Source organism: Ruegeria arenilitoris (genome assembly GCF_013032445.1).
Lineage (GTDB): Bacteria > Pseudomonadota > Alphaproteobacteria > Rhodobacterales > Rhodobacteraceae > Ruegeria > Ruegeria arenilitoris_F.
In genome coordinates, this window is sequence record NZ_WQCA01000024.1 from 17,095 (window position 1) to 36,663 (window position 19,569).

20 protein-coding genes and 1 pseudogene are annotated in these 19,569 nt (G+C 59.3%); 17 read left to right on the plus strand and 4 right to left on the minus strand.

Features of this window, described 5'->3' with window-relative positions:
- Positions 1–41: 41 nt before the first annotated feature.
- The 3 genes from GOW98_RS22155 to GOW98_RS22165 are packed head-to-tail and all read left to right on the plus strand — an operon-like array spanning position 42 to position 5,196.
- The gene (locus GOW98_RS22155; protein ID WP_170336164.1) at positions 42–1,562 is read left to right on the plus strand and encodes a trimethylamine methyltransferase family protein; all 1,521 of its coding nucleotides are present in this window, start codon (positions 42–44) and stop codon (positions 1,560–1,562) included.
- The gene (locus tag GOW98_RS22160) at positions 1,549–2,724 is read left to right on the plus strand and encodes a mandelate racemase/muconate lactonizing enzyme family protein (RefSeq protein ID WP_217359693.1); all 1,176 of its coding nucleotides are present in this window, start codon (positions 1,549–1,551) and stop codon (positions 2,722–2,724) included. The genes GOW98_RS22155 and GOW98_RS22160 overlap by 14 nt, the downstream gene beginning before the upstream one ends.
- Positions 2,725–2,736: 12 nt before the next feature.
- Positions 2,737–5,196, plus strand: coding sequence for a GcvT family protein (locus GOW98_RS22165; protein ID WP_170336166.1), 2,460 nt, complete (start codon positions 2,737–2,739; stop codon positions 5,194–5,196).
- Between the two features lie 185 nt (positions 5,197–5,381).
- Here the strand turns inward: GOW98_RS22165 and GOW98_RS22170 are convergent, their stop codons facing one another.
- The gene (locus GOW98_RS22170; RefSeq protein WP_170336168.1) at positions 5,382–6,056 is read right to left on the minus strand and encodes a GntR family transcriptional regulator; all 675 of its coding nucleotides are present in this window, start codon (positions 6,054–6,056) and stop codon (positions 5,382–5,384) included.
- A gap of 123 nt (positions 6,057–6,179) precedes the next feature.
- Here GOW98_RS22170 and GOW98_RS22175 point away from each other — a divergent pair, with 123 nt between their 5' ends.
- The 12 genes and pseudogenes from GOW98_RS22175 to GOW98_RS22225 all read left to right on the plus strand — a co-directional run bounded on the left by GOW98_RS22175 (position 6,180) and on the right by GOW98_RS22225 (position 15,230).
- Complete coding sequence (locus GOW98_RS22175; protein ID WP_170336171.1) at positions 6,180–6,680, plus strand: TRAP transporter small permease; 501 nt, start codon at positions 6,180–6,182, stop codon at positions 6,678–6,680.
- Between the two features lie 69 nt (positions 6,681–6,749).
- A pseudogene (locus tag GOW98_RS22180) lies at positions 6,750–7,685 on the plus strand (TRAP transporter large permease); the annotation flags it as partial.
- A 103-nt stretch (positions 7,686–7,788) separates the two neighbouring features.
- A complete protein-coding gene (locus tag GOW98_RS26390; RefSeq protein WP_367646884.1) occupies positions 7,789–7,998 on the plus strand; it encodes a TRAP transporter large permease subunit in 210 nt (69 codons plus the stop codon).
- 19 nt (positions 7,999–8,017) lie between these two features.
- Positions 8,018–9,028, plus strand: a complete 1,011-nt coding sequence (locus GOW98_RS22185; protein WP_217359694.1) for a DctP family TRAP transporter solute-binding subunit — start codon at positions 8,018–8,020, stop codon at positions 9,026–9,028.
- Positions 9,029–9,049: 21 nt separating this feature from the next.
- The gene (locus GOW98_RS22190; protein WP_170336173.1) at positions 9,050–10,018 is read left to right on the plus strand and encodes a C-terminal binding protein; all 969 of its coding nucleotides are present in this window, start codon (positions 9,050–9,052) and stop codon (positions 10,016–10,018) included.
- Positions 10,012–10,671, plus strand: coding sequence for a bifunctional 4-hydroxy-2-oxoglutarate aldolase/2-dehydro-3-deoxy-phosphogluconate aldolase (locus GOW98_RS22195; protein ID WP_170336175.1), 660 nt, complete (start codon positions 10,012–10,014; stop codon positions 10,669–10,671). Before GOW98_RS22190 ends, GOW98_RS22195 begins: the two co-directional genes overlap by 7 nt.
- On the plus strand, positions 10,668–11,318 hold the full coding sequence (locus tag GOW98_RS22200) for an RraA family protein (protein WP_170336178.1): 651 nt from the start codon (positions 10,668–10,670) through the stop codon (positions 11,316–11,318). The genes GOW98_RS22195 and GOW98_RS22200 overlap by 4 nt, the downstream gene beginning before the upstream one ends.
- Before the next feature lie 70 nt (positions 11,319–11,388).
- Positions 11,389–12,579 carry an L-dopachrome tautomerase-related protein gene (locus GOW98_RS22205; RefSeq protein WP_170336180.1) on the plus strand — a complete coding sequence of 397 codons (1,191 nt, stop codon included), beginning with the start codon at positions 11,389–11,391 and terminating at the stop codon, positions 12,577–12,579.
- A 61-nt stretch (positions 12,580–12,640) separates the two neighbouring features.
- A complete protein-coding gene (locus GOW98_RS22210; RefSeq protein ID WP_170336182.1) occupies positions 12,641–13,558 on the plus strand; it encodes a sugar kinase in 918 nt (305 codons plus the stop codon).
- A gap of 3 nt (positions 13,559–13,561) precedes the next feature.
- On the plus strand, positions 13,562–14,266 hold the full coding sequence (locus GOW98_RS22215; protein WP_170336184.1) for an SDR family NAD(P)-dependent oxidoreductase: 705 nt from the start codon (positions 13,562–13,564) through the stop codon (positions 14,264–14,266).
- A 12-nt stretch (positions 14,267–14,278) separates the two neighbouring features.
- Entirely contained in the window at positions 14,279–14,806 is a 528-nt protein-coding gene (locus tag GOW98_RS22220) for a 2,4'-dihydroxyacetophenone dioxygenase family protein (RefSeq protein WP_170336187.1), read from the plus strand.
- Complete coding sequence (locus tag GOW98_RS22225; RefSeq protein WP_170336189.1) at positions 14,784–15,230, plus strand: methylglyoxal synthase; 447 nt, start codon at positions 14,784–14,786, stop codon at positions 15,228–15,230. The genes GOW98_RS22220 and GOW98_RS22225 overlap by 23 nt, the downstream gene beginning before the upstream one ends.
- Before the next feature lie 122 nt (positions 15,231–15,352).
- On the opposite strand, the gene GOW98_RS22230 is transcribed toward GOW98_RS22225, so the two are convergent.
- Positions 15,353–16,261, minus strand: coding sequence for a LysR family transcriptional regulator (locus GOW98_RS22230; RefSeq protein ID WP_170336191.1), 909 nt, complete (start codon positions 16,259–16,261; stop codon positions 15,353–15,355).
- A gap of 119 nt (positions 16,262–16,380) precedes the next feature.
- Here GOW98_RS22230 and GOW98_RS22235 point away from each other — a divergent pair, with 119 nt between their 5' ends.
- Together GOW98_RS22235 and GOW98_RS22240 are read left to right on the plus strand one after the other, a co-directional pair.
- Positions 16,381–17,121, plus strand: coding sequence for an SDR family oxidoreductase (locus GOW98_RS22235; protein ID WP_170336193.1), 741 nt, complete (start codon positions 16,381–16,383; stop codon positions 17,119–17,121).
- 178 nt (positions 17,122–17,299) lie between these two features.
- Entirely contained in the window at positions 17,300–18,343 is a 1,044-nt protein-coding gene (locus GOW98_RS22240) for an IS110 family transposase (RefSeq protein ID WP_170336195.1), read from the plus strand.
- A 269-nt stretch (positions 18,344–18,612) separates the two neighbouring features.
- Here GOW98_RS22240 and GOW98_RS22245 read toward each other — a convergent pair whose 3' ends face one another.
- Together GOW98_RS22245 and GOW98_RS22250 are read right to left on the minus strand one after the other, a co-directional pair.
- Entirely contained in the window at positions 18,613–18,882 is a 270-nt protein-coding gene (locus tag GOW98_RS22245; RefSeq protein WP_254438127.1) for an AAA family ATPase, read from the minus strand.
- 188 nt (positions 18,883–19,070) lie between these two features.
- Entirely contained in the window at positions 19,071–19,457 is a 387-nt protein-coding gene (locus GOW98_RS22250) for a hypothetical protein (RefSeq protein ID WP_170336197.1), read from the minus strand.
- Positions 19,458–19,569 lie beyond the last annotated feature (112 nt).

The window sequence follows — 19,569 nt, forward strand, 5'->3', positions numbered from 1 at the left end:
TCATGAGGGTAGTATCACGCGAAATATTGGAGTGACTCATAATGGCTCGGCGCACACGTCAATCCCGGTCCCGCAGTTCAGAACCGGTTTCGGTTCCGGCATCCCCCTATATCCAGCGCAGTTTGGCCTATTTTGACCCTCTGAACGACGAGGATCTGAACCGACTTGAGGCGCAGGTCGACTGGATATTCGAGAATGTGGGGATCGCGTTCCGCGATGACCCCGAGGCGCTGGAATTATGGCGTCGTGAGGGTGCTCAAATCAATGGTGACATTGTTCGTGCCGACGCCAGTTGGATACGCGATTTGTGTTCAAAGGCGCCCAAAAGTTTCGAACAGGTCGCGCGCAACCCTGAGCGTTCGGTGGTGATCGGGGATGGCAATCAGGTCTTTGCCCCGGTCTATGGCGCGCCTTTTGTGCGCGATCTGGAAGGCGGCCGTCGATATGGCGATATCGAGTCGTTCGAGAAGCTGGTCAAGCTGACCTATATGCACCCGAACCTGCATCATGGAGGGTTTGTCACCTGCGAGCCCTGTGACGTTCCGGTCAGCAAGCGCCATCTGGACATGATGTTTGCGCATATGACGCTGAGCGATAAACCGCATCTGGGCGCGATCACCGAGATGAGCCGTGCGCAAGATAGCGTTGAGATGGCCGAGATCGTCTTTGGTGCGGATTTCATGGAAGAGAACTGCGTGATCATGGGCAACGTGAACACGAACTCACCGCTGCTGGTGGATCGGGTGGTCACCGAGTCGGCTCGTGTATATTCGACGCGCGGTCAGGGTCTGATCGTTGTTCCGTTCATCCTGTCCGGCGCCATGGGACCTGTCAGCACCGCAGCCAGTGTCGCCCAAGCCATGGCCGAGGCGATGATGGTCTGTGCCTACGTTCAACTGCTGCGCCCCGGAGCGCCATTTGTACTGGGCAACTTTCTGTCGTCGATGTCGCTGAAATCCGGTGCGCCGACCTTTGGTATGCCCGAACCGGTCATGTCGAACTATGCCATTGGTCAGCTTGCCCGCCGTGCCGGTTTGCCGTTGCGTTGTGGCGGTTCGCTGACTGCGTCCAAGATCGAAGATGCACAGGCGGCTTATGAATCTGCGGATTCCATGCATTCAACTATGCTTGCGGGTGCAAATTTTGTGCTGCATTCGGCCGGTTGGCTCGAAGGCGGGCTGTGCACCGGCTTTGAAAAGTTGATCATGGATGCGGATCGGTTGGGCTCGTACCAGAAAGTGCTGAGCCAGGGTTTGGACACCAGCGAAGAGGCCTTTGCCCGCGACGCTTACGGAGAGGTTGAAGCCGGTGGTCACTTCCTGGGCTGCGCCCACACCATGCGCAATTATCAGACTGCGTTCTATGAGCCGAAACTCAGCGACAGTGAGAATGTCGAAAGCTGGGAAGAGGGTGGATCAAAGGACATGCGCCACCGCGCCTATGAGCGCTGGAACCAGATGCTGAACGAATATCAGCCACCCGCAATGGATGAGGCCAAAAAGGAAGAGCTGGCCGCCTATGTCACCCGCCGCAAGGAGGAGATCCCGGATGCCTGGTATTAAGATCACCGGCCTTCGGGCGACCCCGGTCAATATCCCGCTGGAAAAGCCGATGTGGTGGACCGGCGGGCATTACCCGGGCACCTCGAAGACCATAATCGAGGTTGAAACGGATCAGGGTATCGTTGGACTGGGCGAGGCCCCCTCGGTCGATGTCGTGGATACGGTCCGTGCGATGGGTGAACGGCTAACCGGTGCTGATGCGCTGGATATTGCGGGCTGCGAAAGCCTGTGCGTGCCGCCCTGGCAGATCGTTCAGAACACCGATGACAGTTCGGTGGTCAAAGCCTTTGGCGCGATCGAGATTGCCCTATGGGACCTGCGCGGCAAAGTGGCCGGGGAACCTCTGTATCGTCTGCTGGGTGGTGCGGTACGAAAGGAGATCCCCTTCACCGAATACTTCGGGTTCCACGAAGGCGGTGAGATGAGCCCCGAGGCCGTGGCCGATTATTGCATCCGCATGCGCGAAGAACACGGCAGCACCATGTTCGAAGGCAAGCTGATCCTCGGCAACCCCGAGCTTGAGATCGACACGGTTAAGGCCCTGCGCGAAGGCCTGGGCCGCGAGGCGATGATCCGTCTGGACAGCAACATGCAGTGGAGCCTGCCTACCGCCATGCGCGTCTTCCGCGAGATAGAGCCTTACAACATCCGCAACTACGAAGACCCGGTTGCCACGTTCGAGGAAATGGCGGAACTGCGCCGTCACTTCACCATTCCGATCTCGACCCACGTGCCGGATATCCGCAAGGCTGTCGCCTTGGGGGCACCGGATTACATCGTGACCAACTTTGCCGTGCTGGGCGGGATGTCCCGCGCCGTGCGCTTTATCGGCGCGTGTGAGGCGATGGGCGTGGGCTTCTGGTGCTATTCCGGTGACGCCGGGATCGCAACTGCAGGATATTTGCAAATGTCTGCGGCCATGCCGTGGATTTCCGAGCCGTCGCAATCGCTGTTCCGCTGGCAGATCGGCGATGTCATCGAAGGTGGGCCCTTCCGTCAGAAAAACAACGTGATTCCTGTTCCCGAAGGTCCTGGCCTCGGCGTGACGCTGGATCGCGATGCCCTTGCTTATTGGCACAACCATCTGGCCCAAAACGGACCGCTGGACCATTTCCATGACCCCGCTATGCCCGGCCGCTTCCGCCGGTTGCCCCTGAACTAAGAAGGACCACTTATGCCTGAGATTCAAAAAGACGAAAGCACGTCCGGCAAAAAGCTCCCGTCCCACGCCAAGGTCGTCGTCATCGGCGGTGGCGTTGTGGGCTGTTCGATCCTGTTTCACCTGGCCAAGTTTGGCTGGAAAGACGTTGTCCTGCTGGAACGTGACGAACTGACATCGGGTTCCTCCTGGCACGCCGCCGGTCAGATCCACACGATCAGTTCGGACCCCAACATCTCGCGCCTGCAGAGCTATACCATTGATCTGTATAAAGAGATCGAAGAGACCTCGGGCCATTCGGTCGGCCTGCATATCACCGGCGGTTTCTATGCGGCCTCGACCAAGGAATGGTATGATTACCTCAAGCGTGAACGCTCGAAAGCGCGCTACATGGGTCTGCATCAGGAGTTCATCAGCCCCAAGGAGCTGGCCGAGCGTCACCCGCTGATCGACCCTAAGCATTATTACGCAGCCCTCTGGGACGAGCAGGACGGTGACCTCGATCCCTCGGGCGCGACCTATGCGTTTGCCAAATCGGCCCGCGTGCATGGCGCGCAATACTTCACCCATTGCGGCGTGACCGACATGAAACAGCGCGCCGATGGCAGCTGGGATCTGACCACCCCGAAAGGCGTGATCAACGCTGAGCAGGTCGTGAACTGCGGTGGCCTGTGGGCACGTGAAGTTGGCCACATGTCCGGCATCCACCTGCCCGTACAGCCGATGGAGCACCACTATCTGATTACCGAAAAAATCCCGCTGATCGCTGAACGTATGGAGAGCATGGGCGAAGCGGGCCGTCTGCCGGCCGGTATCGACTATGAGGCCAATATTTACTTCCGTCAGGAGCGTCAGGGCATGCTGTTGGGCACCTATGAGCCCAAGTCGACCCCGTGGAAAGTGGACGGCACGCCGTGGGATTTCGGGCATGAGCTGCTGCAACCCGATCTCGACCGCATCGCCGACCGTCTGGAAATGTCGTTCGAGCGTATCCCGACCATCGGTGAAGCTGGCATCAAGGACATGATCAACGGGCCGTTCACGTTTGGCCCTGATGGCAACCCGATGATCGGTCCGGTGCCGGGCATGAAAAACTACTGGGTCGCCGTGGGTGTTATGGCGGGCTTCTGCCAGGGCGGCGGTGTAGGCCTGACCATGGCTGAGTGGATGATCGACGGAGAGCCCTCAATCGACGTCTGGGCGATGGACGTGGCGCGGTTTGGCGAGTTCGCCACTCCGGACTGGGGCACCATCAAGTCCTCGGAAAACTACGAGCGTCGCTTCGTAATGACTTTCCCGAACGAAACCCTGCCCAAGGGCCGGATGCAGAAAACCACAGCGCTTTATGACCGTCTGGTCGCAAAGGGTGCCGTGATGGGGCAGGGCTTTGGGCTGGAGAACGCCCTGTGGTTCGCGGACAATCCAGAAGACGCGCATGAAACGCCCACCTTCGAGCGCAACCGCTCGCACGACTATGTCGCGCGCGAGGTGAAAGCCGTGCAAGAAGCCGTCGGTGGCATTGAGATCGCCAACTTCGCCAAGCACGAGTTCAAGGGCGCGGGCGCGCGTGATTACCTCAACAAGACGCTGGCCGGATACGTCCCGAAACCCGGCCGTCTGGCGCTGACCCCGATGCTGACCGAAAAGGGCCGCCTCTATGGTGACCTGACTATTGCGTGCCTCGGTGAAGATCACTTCATGCTGTTCGGCTCGGGCGCGATGCAGGAGGCGCACCGCCGCTGGTTCGAAAAGGACCTGCCTGCGGATGTGACCTATGCCAACGTCTCGGATGATTGGCACGGCATCGCCCTTTCGGGTCCGAAATCGCGCGAGCTGTTGGCCCGCATCACCCGTGACGATGTCAGTTCCGACGCGCTTAAGTTCCGCGATGTGCGCCAGACCTTCGTGGGCGGTGTGCCGGTCATCCTGAACCGTATCTCGTTCTCGGGCGAGTTGGGCTTTGAGATTTACTGCCGCCCGCAATATCTGCTGCGTCTGGCCGAGGCGATCGAAGAGGCCGGAGCCGATCTGGGCTATCGCTGGTACGGTGCGCGTGCCCTAATGTCGCTGCGTCTGGAAAAAGGCTGGGGTGTGTGGACTACCGATTTCCGCCCGGACTTCAACGCGGTCGAATCCGGCATGGATGTCTTCATCAACTGGAAGAAGGACTTCGTCGGCAAAGAGGCTACGCTGAATTTCAAGGAGGATGGCGTCGCTCGCAAACTTGTCACCATGACAATCGACGTGGATGGCATCGATGTTTCGAACGACGAGGCAATTCTTAAAGACGGCAAGGCCGTCGGCTATGTCTCATCCGGGGGCTACGGACATCGCGTGGGAAAATCGATAGCGATGGGATATGTCACTACCGAATGCGCGACCCCCGGAACGAACCTGCAGGTCGAAATCCTCGGCGCGTTCTACGATGCCGAAGTACTGGGCAGCCCTCTGTACGACGCCGACATGCGGGGATGAGCCAAAGGTCAGTGGGTATTTGGCGATCGGGCTGAAATGGGCTTCGGTTGTGGGCCTGTTTTGATGCACATCATCTGGCCGGAACGCAACGCGCTTTGGAGCAAGATCCAATTGGCAAATATAGCCCCGGTATCGCCGGGGCTATCGCGTGGCTGCGCGCCGCCGATCTTTCAACCGGCCGAACGTTATCCCGATCCTGTTCCGTCGGGCTGTGTCGCATCACTCCAATAGGACCCTTCTTTCCGGTCTATATGAAGCTTCAGGATGTCCAGCGCCTTGGCAATGTCGCCCTGTTCGACGCATTGGACCAGCTCAATATGTTCCCTGAAGGACTTTGCCATGTGGTCCGGGTGATAGCCCAACCGGCTGCGCAATGCCGCCATTTTCAATGCAATCGTCTGATAAGCGTCATTCAGGAACCGATTGTCGGCGCAGTCGAAAAAACATTGGTGGAACATCGTATCCTGAAACAGGTATTCTGCATCGTTTCCGGCCCCTCGGGCCTCTTTCATCCGATCGACGCAGGCGCTGAGCGCGGCATGAAGCGCCTGCGGGTTCACCTGAATAGCTGACGTCAGGGCGGTCGTCTCAAGGCAGACACGGGCATCGCAGAGCTTGGCCAGTTCCTCGGGTTCCAGATTGAACACGAACGACCCCCTTTGAGGCTCAACGACTAGTAGCCCCTCCATCTCGAGCCGGTTGATCGCTTCGCGGACAGGGGTGCGGCTGACCTCAAGATTCTTGGCGATTCGCGCTTCGGACAATTGCTCACCCAGTTCGAATTCACCTGTGATGATCCGTTCACGCAGGTTTTCGGTCACCAATTCCGTCAATGATTTCGGTCTGTTGAATAGGCTCATGTCGCTCTCCTCGGGTCGACAGTAGCAGTGATGTCTCTGGCATACAATGTGTTAGTGTTGACACGTTGGCATACTGTATGCCAGTTTGATTCTCACCGAGAGACGGCATTGGGAGGGGCGTCTTTGCAAGTTCTGGAGACATGGATTGTTGCCCTGAACCGGGCGCTGGTCGCTGCGGCACTGGCTGCGGTTTTCGCAATCGTCTTTGCCAATGTGGTCGGGCGGTACGGATTGGGCGCATCTTTTGCCTGGGTGGAAGAGGTCGCCCGACATCTGATGATCCTCGGCGCCTTTTGCGGTGCGGGGCTTGCCCTGCGTGAAGGGCGGCTGGTTGCAATCACCACTATTCCCGACCTGTTGCCGGACGCTCTGGCCCGCCTGCTGCGCTGGGGCATCGTCATCGTCATGTTCGGCTTCATGGCAACGATGCTTTGGCTGGGTATCCGGTTTGTCGAATTCGGCTGGAACAAAGAAACCATGTCCACCGGCATTTCACGGGGCATCCCCTATCTGGCGATCCCAATCGGCTGCGCATTGTTCCTGATCCAGCTGGCCTTCTTCGCCAAACGCTTTGTCAATCAGGAGTTCGAACATGGCCCGGACGGCGACAAGGTCGAGGGCTAAGTCATGGCAAAAACCCTGATCATCCTGTTCTTTGCCACGCTGTTTTTAGGCGTTCCCGTTGCCTTCACGATGGGTATTGCCGGGATTTCGGCAATCTTTATCGACGGTTCGCTGAACCCGCTTGTGGCGACCCAGCGCATGTTCGCCGGGATCGACAGCTTCCCCTTGATGGCGGTGCCATTCTTCATCCTCGCCTCCGAGTTGATGACGGCCTGCGGCCTGACAAATGCCCTGCTGCGGTTCGCCAATGCTCTGGTCGGGCATGTGCGGGGCGGGTTGGGACACGTGAACATCCTAGTATCCATGCTGTTTGCCGGAATCAGCGGCTCGGCGCTGGCGGACGCGGCGGGGCCTTCGGCCATCGTCATGCGGATGATGCGCGAGGCCGGGTATGAAAAGAACTATGCCGGTGCCCTGTCCGCCGCAACGGCCACCATCGGGCCGATCATCCCGCCATCCATTCTCGCCGTGATCTTTGCGATCTCGACCAACGGCGTGACGGTTGCGGGGCTGTTTCTGGCCGGGATCGTGCCGGGTGTTCTGCTGGGCGTCGCGCTGGCCGTTGCCAACCATATCGTGTCCACCCGCTATGGCTATCGCGGGCGCGAGCACCGCGCGACCCTGATCGAGTTGCGCAGCGCAACCCTGACGGCCATTCCGGCCCTGATCATGCCCGCGATCATTCTGGGCGGCATCCTGTTTGGCGTCTTCACCCCGACCGAGGCGGGGGCCGTGGCCTCGGCCTACGCGCTGTTTCTGGGCTTCCTCTTGCGGGCCTTCACTATTCGCACGCTTTACGCGGCCTTCGTGCGGGCGGCGGTGGTGACGTCCTCGGTCTTTCTGATCGTGGCGATGGCGTCGATCTTTGCCTGGCTGCTGACCTACCTGCAGATTCCGCAGGAACTGGCCAAACTGATCACCCAGATCACCGAGAACCGTCTGGGCATCCTGTTCATTCTGGCCGGTTTTGCCCTGATCTGCGGGTTCTTCATCGACACGCTGCCCGCGCTGATCATCCTGACGCCGATCCTCGGCCCCATCGCCTATTCCGCCGATCCTCGGCCCCATCGCCTATTCCGCCGGGATCGACCCGCTGCAATTCGGCATGATGCTGGTACTGAACCTGACCATCGGCATGATCACCCCGCCGGTCGGCCCGGTGCTGTTTGTGATCGCCACTGTCGGACAACTGAAAATCGAACGGCTTTCAAAGGCGGTGCTGCCGCTGCTGCTGGCTGAACTCGTAGTGCTTTTGCTGGTCATCCTCGTGCCAAGCGTCAGCACCTTCATCCCCAACTTATTTGGATTTGCGAACTGACATGAAAGGGAGGAACCTCATGAAAACCATGTCGAAACTGATGACGGCCACGGCTGTTGTTGCGATGACCGCGGCGGGCGCTGCCTCGGCCAAGGAACTGAAATACGCGCATTTTCAGGCCGCTGACCTGAGCTCGCCCAAACACGCCGCCGCGCTGGCTTTCGAGGCCTGTGTCGAGGGCAAGACCTCGGGCTCGATCGACGTGCAGATCTTTCCGGCCTCGCAACTGGGCGGCGGGTCCGAGATTATGGAGGGTCTGCAACTGGGCACGATTCAGATGGCCGCCATTCATGATGGCCCGATCTCGGCCGTCTACAAGCCGTTCTCGGTTCTGGCGATGCCCTACCTGTTCGACGATCAGGCCATGGCCTGGGCGGTGATGGACAGCGAATTCGGCGACGCGCTGGCCGAAGACATGCTGGCCCAGACCGGCATCCGCAACTTTGGTGTGGCCGACAACGGCGTGCGCAACTTTACGAACAACGTCAAACCCGTGGCCGAGCCGGCCGATATGGAAGGCCTGAAAATGCGCGTCATGACCGCGCCGGTCTGGGTAACTTTGGTGGAAAGCCTGGGTGCCTCGGCAACCCCGGTTCCGTGGCCTGAACTGCCCGGCGCGTTGCAACAGGGCGTTGTGGACGGTCAGGAAAACGGCGTGACCAATATCGTCAACGCCTCGCTCTACCAGCACCAGAAATATGTCTCGCTGGATGGGCATGTGTTCAGTTGGCACGCATATCTGATGTCGGACATGTTCTACCAAAGCCTGACCGATGACGAGAAGAAAGCGGTCGAGCAATGCGTTGAGATTTCGAAGACGATCCACCGCGGCATGACCGCCGCGCAGGACGCAAACGCGACCACGATCCTGTCGGAAAAAGGCATGGAAGTTATCCCTGTCAGCCCCGAGCAGAAGGCCCAGTTCCGTGCCGCAGCCCAGCCCGCCGTGCGCGAATACATCGTCAGCGAGATTGGTGAAGACTGGCCGAACCGCCTCGACGCCGCCGTTGCGGCCTACCAGGCTCAGTAACCCATGCCGAGGGACCGTCACATGACCCGACAGACCATAGCAATCCTTGAACCCGGCTACGCCACCTATGACACCGAGGCCTCGGTGCTGGCGGCGCAGGGCGCTCAGATCGCGCCGGTCAAACCGGAGACTGAGGCGGTCCCGGCATTGCAGGCGCTGGACCCGGTCGCCATCCTGGTGCGGGAACGCACCGTGGATGCGGCGGTGATCGATGCCTGCCCGAACCTGAAAGTCGTCGTCCGCTATGGGGTGGGCGTCGACAATATCGATCTGGATTACGCGCGGTCGCGCGGGATTTATGTTGCCAATGTACCCGATTACGGCGCCGAAACCGAAGTGAGCGAACACGCGCTGGCCCTGTATCTGGCGGTGCAGCGGCGCATTCCGTCCCGCGACGGCGAGGTGCGGCAGGGTCAGTGGGGCATTGGTCAAGCTGCCCAGATACCTGGTCGCGAAAACGCCACTCTGGGCTTGATCGGCTGCGGCAAGATCGGATTACAGGCGGCACAGAAATTCCGGGCGCTAGGGTTCACATCGGTTCTGGTGTTCGACCCCTACCTGACGGACGATGCGGCGGATGCGGCGGACGTGCATAAAGTTGACCTGGCCGACCTGTGCAAGACCGCTGACGTCATCAGCCTCCACGCGCCGCTGACACCCGAGACGCGGCATATTCTGGACGCCGGTCACATCGCGCTGATGAAACCGACCTCGGTCGTGATCAACGTCTCTCGCGGTGGGTTGGTAGATGAGGCGGCGCTGGCCGATGCCCTGAACCAGGGGCGGGTTTTCGGCGCCGGTATCGATGTGTTCGAACAGGAACCGGTCGCGCCGGACAATCCGCTGCTGCACAGCCGCAACACCATCGTTTCGGACCATGCCGCCTGGTATTCCGAGCGCTCGGTCGCGGTGCTGCAGCGATGCGCGGCGCGCGAGGTCGCAAGGGTTCTGAACGATGAGCATCCCGATCATTGGGTGAACAAATGGTAGATTTGGTCAGCACCCTACGATCGGCGCAAATTGTCCCGGTGATCCGCCACAGCGACCCTGAGATCGCTTTGACGGCCTGCGACCTGCTGGCCGAGGCCGGAATTGGCGCATTGGAGATCACCACTACGGTTCCGGATGCCGCTGCCCTGATCGCCGAACTGCGCCAACGCCATCCTGAAATTTGTACCGGCGCCGGAACAGTTCTTGACGCTGGTCAGGCTGACAAGGTGTTGGCGGCCGGTGCCGAGTTTGTTGTCTCTCCGTGTTGGAGCGATGCTGCCGCGCGGGAAGTCAGGGCCGCAAAAGTGCCCTATCTGCCCGGCGCAATGACCCCGGGCGAGGTTCACCATCATGTCGAAAATGGCGCCGCGGTGATCAAGATTTATCCGGCCGATGCTGCCGGTGGGCCCGGCTTCTTGAAAGCCGTCAAATCCGTGTTTCCCGGCCTCGCCCTGATGCCGACCGGCGGCGTGTCTCCTGACACCGCGCAATCCTATCTGAACGCCGGCGCGCTTTGCGTCGGCATGGGTGGAAACCTGCTGCCCGCCCGGGCGCTTGAGGCCGGGCACATCAGCCTGGCCCGCGCAGAAATCAACGCGGCCCTCTCGGCCGCATCCTTTCAATCTTCCCAACGTAAGAGGATACTTTCATGAACACCCAAGAACTCGTTGCCGGGTTTCGCGACGTGGCCACCGCATCCGTCGCGGATGCTGTGGACAAGGTTGCGGGCAAGACCGGCTTTTTACCCGCTTCGATCAAACCACGCATCAACGAAAAGAAGATCGTCGGCCCGGCCGTAACAATTCTGGAAGGCCCCACCGACGAATTCCTGTCGCCGCAGCACGCGCTGGACGCCATCGACGAATCTGAGGCCGGCTCGGTCATAGTGATCTCAACCAATGGCACCACTGATGTGGCGCTGTGGGGCGGTCTGATGACCGCCGGTGCCGTGGCCAACAAACACGAAGGCGCGGTTCTGGATGGCGGCGTGCGCGATCTGGTTGAGATCAAGCGCGACTACGACTTCCCGGTTTATTCCCGCTGCGTTAACCCGGGCACCACTTTGGGTCGCGTTCGCACGCTGGCATCGAATGTAGAGGTCGACATGGGCGGTGTGATTGTCCACCCCGGCGACATTATCGTGGCTGATATCGATGGTGCGGTTGTGGTTCCCCGTGAGCATGCTGAAACCATCTTGGAAATGGCGCGCGAGATTGATGAGCGCGAAGCCGAACAGGCACGTCTGATCATCGAAAGCGGCTCGCTGCGCGAAGGTCTGGCGAAATACGGCCGCATCTAAAATACTAAAACGCCCCGCAGGTTGCTCGCAACAACCTGCGGGACACCAGAGCTCAGCAAGGGAGGAATACATGCTGAAACGAATGCTCAACACGGTGGCCCTTACCGCCGTTCTGGCCACCCCGGCGCTCGCGAACGGGCCCGAGGTCGTCGCGGAATGGAACAGTCTGCCCTATGCCGTCAAGGACGAGGCGACAAAATCCGCCTGGGAGGGCAGTGAAATTTTCGGCAAGGCGCTGATTCAGGGCGCCAAGGTCGATAGTCAGGGCAACATCTATGTCTCAACCGCGCGCTGGGGCGGGGCCGAGATACCCTCGACCCTGTCTAAGCTGGTCAAAGACGGAGACACGTGGGAGCTTGAGGCGTTTCCCTCCGAGGATATGAACGGCACGTCGAACCCGGATGGTCTGAAGGCCGTGCTGGGGTTCGAGATCGACCGCAATGACGTGATGTGGATTCTGGATCAGGGTCACGTGGCTGGCCCGCCGTTCGAAGACGGCGACGCAAAGCTGGTGCTGTGGGATCTGAAAGAGAACAAGGAAATCCAGCGCTATGTCTTCACGGCGGAAGAGGCGGATCGCCAGTGTTCCTTCCTGAACGATCTGGCCGTCGATAACGATACCGGCTTTGCCTATATCGCCGACAGCGGCATTTTCTGTGACCCGCTGCATGGTGGTCTGATCGTCTATGACAGCAACACCAACTCGGTGCGTCGTATTCTGGATCAGCATCGTTTCACCAATGACGAGCCGAACTTTTTCTTCAACATCGACGACCGTCCGGTTCTGAAGAATGGTGGGATGCGTACAGGTGCTGACGGCATCGCGCTGTCGGGCGACAAGGAAACGCTGTACTGGACCAACCTGACCGGCAATCACCTGTATAGCCTGCCGACCGAGGTCCTGCGCGATTTCGAAGCCAATGAAACCGCAATCGAAAACGCGGTTGAGGTTGCCGCCGTGTTGCCCTCGAACACTGACGGGATGACCGCGGATAACGCGGGTAATATCTACATGACCGCGTTGTCTCTGGATGGGATCATGAAATTCGATGAATCCACCCGTCAGCTCAGCCGTTTCGTGCACCACCCGGAAATGAACTGGCCCGACACGCTGGCATGGGGCCCGGATGGCGAGATGTATGTGGTCTCGAACCACCTGCATATCTGGGTCGATGGCGACATGAACTTTGAAGACCCCGAAATCCCGAATTTCCGCATCTGGAAAATACCGGGTGTCGGGCAAAGCTATACGTCCGAATAATCCTGGCAAACTCCTTGGTCAGCCCAGCGGGGCTGGCCCCTTTAGCAAAGATGAGATGATCATGACCCCCGATATTCTGTGCCTTGGCGAACCGATGCTGGAGTTCAACCAGCAGCCCGACGGGAACTATCTGCCCGGACATGGCGGCGATACCTCGAACTGTGCCATCGCCGCCGCGCGACAGGGGGCATCCGTTGGATATTTGACGCATATCGGGGCGGATACGTTCGGCAATTCCTTCATGGAGTTGTGGCAGGCTGAAGGCGTTGACACCTCGACCGTTCGTCAGGTCTCGGACGCCCATACCGGCGTGTATTTCGTGACCCACGGCGCGAACGGGCATGAATTCAGCTATTTCCGCGCCGGGTCCGCCAGCAGCCGGATGGGGCCGGATGATCTGCCGGTGGCCGCGCTGCAATCGGTCAAGATCCTGCATGTGTCAGGCATCAGCCAAGCGATTTCCGACACCGCTGCAGATGCTGTGTTTGCCGCCATCCGGATGTTGAAAGAGGCCGGGGGTATGGTCTCTTACGATACCAACCTGCGGCTGAAACTCTGGCCAATCGAACGAGCGCGGGCCGTGACCCATGCCGCCATGGCGCAGTGCGACATCGCGCTGCCCGGGATGGACGACGCCGAGCAACTGACCGGCCTGTCCGACCCGGATGCCATTGCCGATTTCTACCTGAACCTGGGCGCTAAAATCGTCGCGCTGACACTGGGGGCCGAGGGCACTCTGGTCGCAACACCCGACAAACGCGAACGGGTCAAAGGCCGCCAGGTCGAGGCGGTGGATGCCACGGCTGCGGGCGACACATTTGACGGTGCTTTCCTGTCTCGTATTGTTGCGGGTGATGACCCGTTTCAGGCCGCACGTTATGCCAACGCCGCGGCCGCCCTTTCGACCCAAGGGTACGGTGCAGTTGCCCCAATGCCTCGCAAAGACGCGGTCGAGGCGTTTCTTGCGGAAGGAGACTGACCCTTGAAACACGCCGTTGTTATTGGTGGAACCCGCGGCATTGGCGCTGGTATCGCGGGCGAGTTGCGCCGCAAGGGATGGCGTATCACCGCAACCGGCGTCGGGGCTGACGAGGTTTCGGCCTATGCCTCGCAACACCCTGACGACATTTGCGCGCAATTGGATGTGCGGGATACTCAGGCCGTAACCGTGTTCTTTGGAGAGATTGAGCACCTCGACGGACTGGCCAATTGCGCAGGCGTTCTGGCCCGCGGTGCGGAATACGAGATCGAGACCTTTGAAACGGTGATCGACATCAACCTGACCGGGACCATGCGCTGTTGTCTGGCTGCGCAGCCCCTGCTGGCCGCGTCGGGCGGGGCGGTCGTGAACACGGCCTCGATGCTCAGTTATTTCGGTGGGCCTCTGGTCCCGGCCTATTCCGCAAGTAAGGGCGGGGTGGCGCAACTGACAAAGGCGCTGGCCGGAAAATGGGCCGTAGACGGCGTACGCGTCAATGCGGTTGCCCCGGGGTGGATCGAAACCGAAATGACCGAGGCCCTGCGCGCCGATCCGGCCCGCAACCAGCCGATCCTGGGTCGGACACCGCTGGACCGCTGGGGTAAACCTGCGGAAGTGGGCGCACTGGCCGCGTGGCTGCTGTCGGATGAGGCCGCCTTCGTGACCGGAGCCGTCTATCCCGTGGACGGCGGCTATTCTGCAATGTGAGGAGGACCTCTGATGCCAGTACAAGGACAGGACGACGATCCCAGAATGCCCTACCAACTGCCTTTTCCAAAGGATGCGCAGGAGGAAATCGTCATTCCCGACGCTGTGGCCGAGGATGAGCGCGTCTGGGTGCCGCAAACCGAAAACGTCTCGTTCCGGCCTTTGTGCCTGAACCGGTCGCAGGGATATTGGATGAACCTGCTGCGGGTGCGGAAATCCGGTGTTCTGTCGCGGCACCGGCATCCGCAGCCCGTTCACGGCTTTGTTCTGAAAGGCCGCTGGCACTATCTGGAACATGACTGGGTGGCGCAGGAAGGCGGCTATGTGTTCGAGCCGCCGGGCGAAACCCACACGCTGGTTGTGCCCGATGATGTCGATGAGATGATCACCTATTTCCAGGTCAACGGCGTGATGCTCTATGTCGATCCATGGGGCAAAACCATGGGCTACGAGGACGTCTTTACCAAGATCGACATGTGCCGTAATCACTATGAAGAGGTTGGTTTGGGGACAGATTATGTCGAGCAATTCATCAGGTAGACCGCTGAAACTGGCGCTGGTTGCCCATGACGCCAAGAAAGACCTGATGGTCGAATGGGCCCGGTCCCACGCTGACACGCTGCGCCGGGCGCAGCTGTTCGCCACCGGAACCACCGGTGGCCGCATCAGCGCCGCCTTGCCTGAACTTCAGGTCACCGCGCTGAACAGCGGCCCGTTGGGAGGCGATCAGCAGCTTGGCGCGATGATCTGCGAGGGCCGGCTGGACGGTCTGTTCTTTTTCATCGATCCGATGTCGCCGATGCCACATGACGTGGATGTCAAAGCCCTGAGCCGGTTGGCGATTGTTTACGACCTGCCTTTTGCAAGCAGTCCGAGCACAGCGGATTTCGTACTGACAGGTCTGACCGGATCAAATTCGGTATCTGAGCCTTCGCAGGGTGCTACCTTCAAATCCGACCCGTAGTTTCTGGCAACTGCAGCTTTGGGGCGTGGGTGTGTTTTGGTGCTGTCGTACGCGGTGCTCAGGAAAGGGCCGCTGGACGTCGCAGACGCATTTGCCCGCACGGGTGCGCAAGCGGAATGACTTTACGGTCGCCGGTGTGGCAGGACAGCTTGTTCGAGCACCTCGACGAGGAACCTTCCCAATGGTGAGGCCTGGCTTTTCTGTGTCCAGATCATTTCTGATTGCCACGGCGGCATCTCAATCGGTAAAGGCAGCACCGCGCATCCGGCCCGTTGCGCGATGTCTCCAAGCGATGCGGGAACGGTTGCGATTAGGTCGGAGGACGCGATGACTAACGGCAAGGCCGTGAACTGCGCACATGTCATCACGACGTTACGACGTAACCCCTGACGTTTCAGGATCCGATCTACCTCGCCTTCAAAATCGTGGCTCAACGTCATGAGCGCGTGCCGGGCCTTTAGAAACATGTCCAGAGTCAGATCAGGCCCCACGTAAGGATGATCGGTCCGCGCAATGCAGACAAAGCCGTCCTTCAGGATAGGGCGGCGATGCAGTCGTGCGGGCAGGTGGCCGAAGTGACCGATTACCAAATCGATGGCTTCGTTCTCCAGTTCCGCCAGAGATCTTGCCTTGTCCAAAGGTGCGAAACTGACCCGTAGATTTGGGGCGGCATGTTCAAGGTGTTTCATCACCAACGGCGCAAGTGTCAAAACAACCAGATCTGCGGCGGCGATGGTCACCCGGTCGCCACACTTCATCGGGTCAAACTCTGCCGGTGTCAGCATATTCGAGACAAGGTCCAGCGCCAGACGGATTTGAGGGGCTAATTCCTCGGCGCGCTCGGTCGGCATCATGCCGCCAGGGCTACGCTGGAACAACGGATCATCAAATTGTGCCCGCAACCGGTTGAGCGCGTTGCTCATCGACGGTTGCGCCAGCCCGATCCGCGCCCCGGCGTTTCCCACATGGCGTTCCTGATAGAGGGCATCGAAAGCTTTGAGAAGGTTCAGATCTAGTGCATTTACATTCATGTTGTCAATTTAACAAATGCGATAAATCTATTTCAACTATGAACTTCCGCGATCTATCTCTGTAACACCAAGTAATCTCCCGCGTTCGTTAACCGAATGTGGTGAAACAGGAGAAGACCATGACCAATCCATTCAAAGCCGCTCTGGCCGGAAAGCACGTCGTCGTTGTCGGAGGCGGCAGTGGTATGGGCAAGGCCACCGCGCAGATGGCGGTTGGCATGGGGGCTCAAGTCACCATTGCCAGCCGGAACGTGGCCAAGCTTAGCGCAGTAGCTTCGGAGATTGGCGGAAACGTAACAACCTCCCCTGTCGATATGACCGATGAGCCCGGCATCAGGGTCTGGGCCACATCATTGGGCACAGTCGACCATCTGGTCATTTCAGCGTCCAGCGCTGCACATGGGGCCTTTGCCGACTTGCCCACCACTGATCTGCGCGCCATGTTCGACGCCAAGTTCACCGGGCCTTATGTGACGGCCCGCGAGGTTTTGCCCTATCTGGCAGAGGGCGCGTCGATCACATTATTCTCGGGCGTGCTCAGCCGCCGGCCTTCGGCAGGCGCCACCGGTCTTGGCGCAGTGAATGCCGCGGTCGAAGCGCTTGCCAAAGGGCTGGCGCAGGAATTGGCGGGCAGGGCGCGGGTGAACTGTATCAGCCCCGGCATGGTGGCAACCAAGGCCTATGCAGACATGTCCGAGGCGGACCGGGCAGGCATGTACGCTCAGGTGGGCAAGGCGCTGCCGGTCGGTCGTGTGGGCAAGGCAGAAGAGATCGCTCAGACTGCCGTCATGGCCATGACCAACGGTTTTCTCACCGGTGCGATTTTGGACGTGGATGGCGGGCACATGGTGCGTGCCTGACCCAGGCTTCTCGGGCAGGCCCAAGCGCCTGCCCGCGTTCTGGGTGGACCCTTCAACTGACGGCCGCTGCCTTGGCTGGGTCATTTTCCAGCTCTTTCAACGGTTCTGATGGAATGGACATCCCCTGATCTCTCATCTGGTAGGTTTTGGAGATGGAAACCATCAGGAGGTTAGCAAAATGGCGGATTTGGACCTTGTCGGCATCGATCTTGCGAAGAATGTGTTTCAACTTCATGGTTGCAGCTCCACGGGCGAGGTGGTGTTTCGCAAACAACTCAGACGCAACAAGCTTCTATCGTTCATTGCGGAACTGCCAGCGTGCACCATTGCGATGGAGGCTTGCTCCGGGAGCCATTATTGGGGCCGAGAATTTGAAGCACTCGGACACACGGTTCGTTTGATCGCGCCCAAATATGTCAAACCGTTTGTGAAACGCAGCAAGAGTGATTTGATCGACGCTGAAGCCATTTGCGAGGCAGCCCTGCGACCAACTATGCGGTTTGTGCAGGTCCGCAGCGAAGACAATCAGGCTGCAGCCCTGGCTTTCAAAGCGCGGGATCTGTTGGTCCGGCAACGCACGCAGATTATCAATGCCTTGCGCGGCCACCTATCCGAATTCGGATTTGTTGTTGCGAAAGGCCCAACACACGTACGTAAGCTTGTTTCTGCGGTCGAAGACGGGAGCATTGAACTGCCGGAGATGTCCCGCCCTCTCTTGAGCATCTTTGTCGATACGCTTGAAGTTTTGAATGTCCGTATCAGACAGTTGGAGGCGCAAATCGCACAGCGTGCGAGGGAAGATGAAACATGTCAGAGGTTGACCGCGATACCAGGCGTTGGCCCGATTATTGCGACAGCGATTGCTGCACTTGCGCCACCACCTTCGACCTTTAGACGGGGGCGCGATTTTGCGGCATGGGTAGGCTTAACCCCACTCCAGCATTCGACTGGCGGTAAGCAGCGCCTGGGGCGCACGTCAAAGATGGGCAACCGGACGTTGCGGCGCCTCCTCATTATTGGAGCCAGCGCCGTGGTTAGATGGGCCGAGCAAAAAGGAGCCGTCCCGGGATCCTGGCTCGCAAGGATGCTGGAGCGCAAGCCACCCATGTTGGTCAGGGTAGCACTGGCTAACAAAATGGCACGGATTGTCTGGGCGTTGATGGCACATGGCGAAGCATACCGGGATCAATCGTTACACGTTAGAGCCGTGCAAACGATCTGATCCCGGAGGCGTGGGAAGGTCAAACGGAAGGTAAGGCGCAACAGTCGATGAGACCGGGTCGGGAAAACCAGCTTGCGACACAGTGCTTCGAGCACGTGGTTCTGAATTGGACCTGATCTGAGAACTCCATACGGGCCCGCGGCATGTGAAGGCCGCACTATGAGGCCGCATACATGTCAGCACCCGACGACGCGAATTACCGGCCAAAGATTCTTCTTGCCCAAAGGGGGATGTCCATACATGTCGCAAACTTTCTGGATAGTTATGCATCATTGAAATTGGCGGGCAGTTTCGGTCCCGAGATCAAAGACGAGCTCGACCTTAGTGAGATCCGCCGCGTGGGCGTGGTGGCATACCATGTCCTCTGCCGAGCGTTCTGCTCCCGATGACTGTCCGAACAGGGCGAAAGAGATGCCGTCGAATATGGTCGTCTTGCCAGCACCAGTCTCTCCATTGATGCCGAATATCCCGGCATCCATGGCTGCAGTGAAGTCTACAACCTCGGTACTTGCGTAGGCGTTTGGTCCCAACTTCGTCAATCTCCATTTGATGCTCGTGCGATCTTGCAGTCCCGCTTCAACTCATTCGCCAAGGTCCGCTAACGCAGATGCTGTCATTTCAGTTCGCAATCGCAGCGAACTTCCGCTTCCCGCCCTTCGGACCCAATGACCAAGGTTTCACTGGGCAGTTCAAGGCCGACTATCGGCCTCGAACTTTGTTTTCTGTTCTACCGTCGTCTGACCCGCTCACGGCTGCGCTCCCGACAATCGATGTTGATCTGGTGAACACCACCAAGTACCCGGTAGAAGCCCAGACCTTTGGACCAGTTCAGGAATTGCGAGACGCTGTCGACCTGATCATCATTGCGCCCACGCGGAAAGGATTGCAGCTCGCGTTTGAATGCCACCAGCCAGGGCGCATCAATTGGCAACTTTACCTTGCCCTCCTCTACCGGTGCACAAGCTGACTGTAACCGGGTTTCCTTATCCTTGTCAGGCTTAATGCGTTCGTACCGGCGACGATCGTCAAAGAACAACTCGTCAAAGAGTGGTTTTCCGCTTGCCGCATCTTCGATCAGAACGCGGTCGGGATCCCAGCGGTCGACAAGGTTCAATGCCTTGGACTTCAGGTCCGTGTAGGGTGCTGCCAGACAAATGCGCAACAGTCTCTATAAGGACAGGATGACTGCCCCTTATTCCGCGCAAAGACCGCGCCACTCGGAGAGA

What these genes read in the sequence shown, in the direction of transcription:
- GOW98_RS22210 (WP_170336182.1), top strand. Translation starts at nt 12,641, where the DNA reads ATGACCCCCGATATTCTGTGCCTTGGCGAACCGATGCTGGAGTTCAAC.
- GOW98_RS22205 (WP_170336180.1), top strand. Translation starts at nt 11,389, where the DNA reads ATGCTGAAACGAATGCTCAACACGGTGGCCCTTACCGCCGTTCTGGCC.
- GOW98_RS22155 (WP_170336164.1), top strand. Translation starts at nt 42, where the DNA reads ATGGCTCGGCGCACACGTCAATCCCGGTCCCGCAGTTCAGAACCGGTT.
- GOW98_RS22190 (WP_170336173.1), top strand. Translation starts at nt 9,050, where the DNA reads ATGACCCGACAGACCATAGCAATCCTTGAACCCGGCTACGCCACCTAT.
- GOW98_RS22195 (WP_170336175.1), top strand. Translation starts at nt 10,012, where the DNA reads ATGGTAGATTTGGTCAGCACCCTACGATCGGCGCAAATTGTCCCGGTG.
- GOW98_RS22220 (WP_170336187.1), top strand. Translation starts at nt 14,279, where the DNA reads ATGCCAGTACAAGGACAGGACGACGATCCCAGAATGCCCTACCAACTG.
- GOW98_RS22170 (WP_170336168.1), bottom strand. Translation starts at nt 6,056, where the DNA reads ATGAGCCTATTCAACAGACCGAAATCATTGACGGAATTGGTGACCGAA.
- GOW98_RS22225 (WP_170336189.1), top strand. Translation starts at nt 14,784, where the DNA reads ATGTCGAGCAATTCATCAGGTAGACCGCTGAAACTGGCGCTGGTTGCC.
- GOW98_RS22235 (WP_170336193.1), top strand. Translation starts at nt 16,381, where the DNA reads ATGACCAATCCATTCAAAGCCGCTCTGGCCGGAAAGCACGTCGTCGTT.
- GOW98_RS22185 (WP_217359694.1), top strand. Translation starts at nt 8,018, where the DNA reads ATGAAAACCATGTCGAAACTGATGACGGCCACGGCTGTTGTTGCGATG.
- GOW98_RS22240 (WP_170336195.1), top strand. Translation starts at nt 17,300, where the DNA reads ATGGCGGATTTGGACCTTGTCGGCATCGATCTTGCGAAGAATGTGTTT.
- GOW98_RS22200 (WP_170336178.1), top strand. Translation starts at nt 10,668, where the DNA reads ATGAACACCCAAGAACTCGTTGCCGGGTTTCGCGACGTGGCCACCGCA.
- GOW98_RS26390 (WP_367646884.1), top strand. Translation starts at nt 7,789, where the DNA reads ATGCTGGTACTGAACCTGACCATCGGCATGATCACCCCGCCGGTCGGC.
- GOW98_RS22160 (WP_217359693.1), top strand. Translation starts at nt 1,549, where the DNA reads ATGCCTGGTATTAAGATCACCGGCCTTCGGGCGACCCCGGTCAATATC.
- GOW98_RS22165 (WP_170336166.1), top strand. Translation starts at nt 2,737, where the DNA reads ATGCCTGAGATTCAAAAAGACGAAAGCACGTCCGGCAAAAAGCTCCCG.
- GOW98_RS22230 (WP_170336191.1), bottom strand. Translation starts at nt 16,261, where the DNA reads ATGAATGTAAATGCACTAGATCTGAACCTTCTCAAAGCTTTCGATGCC.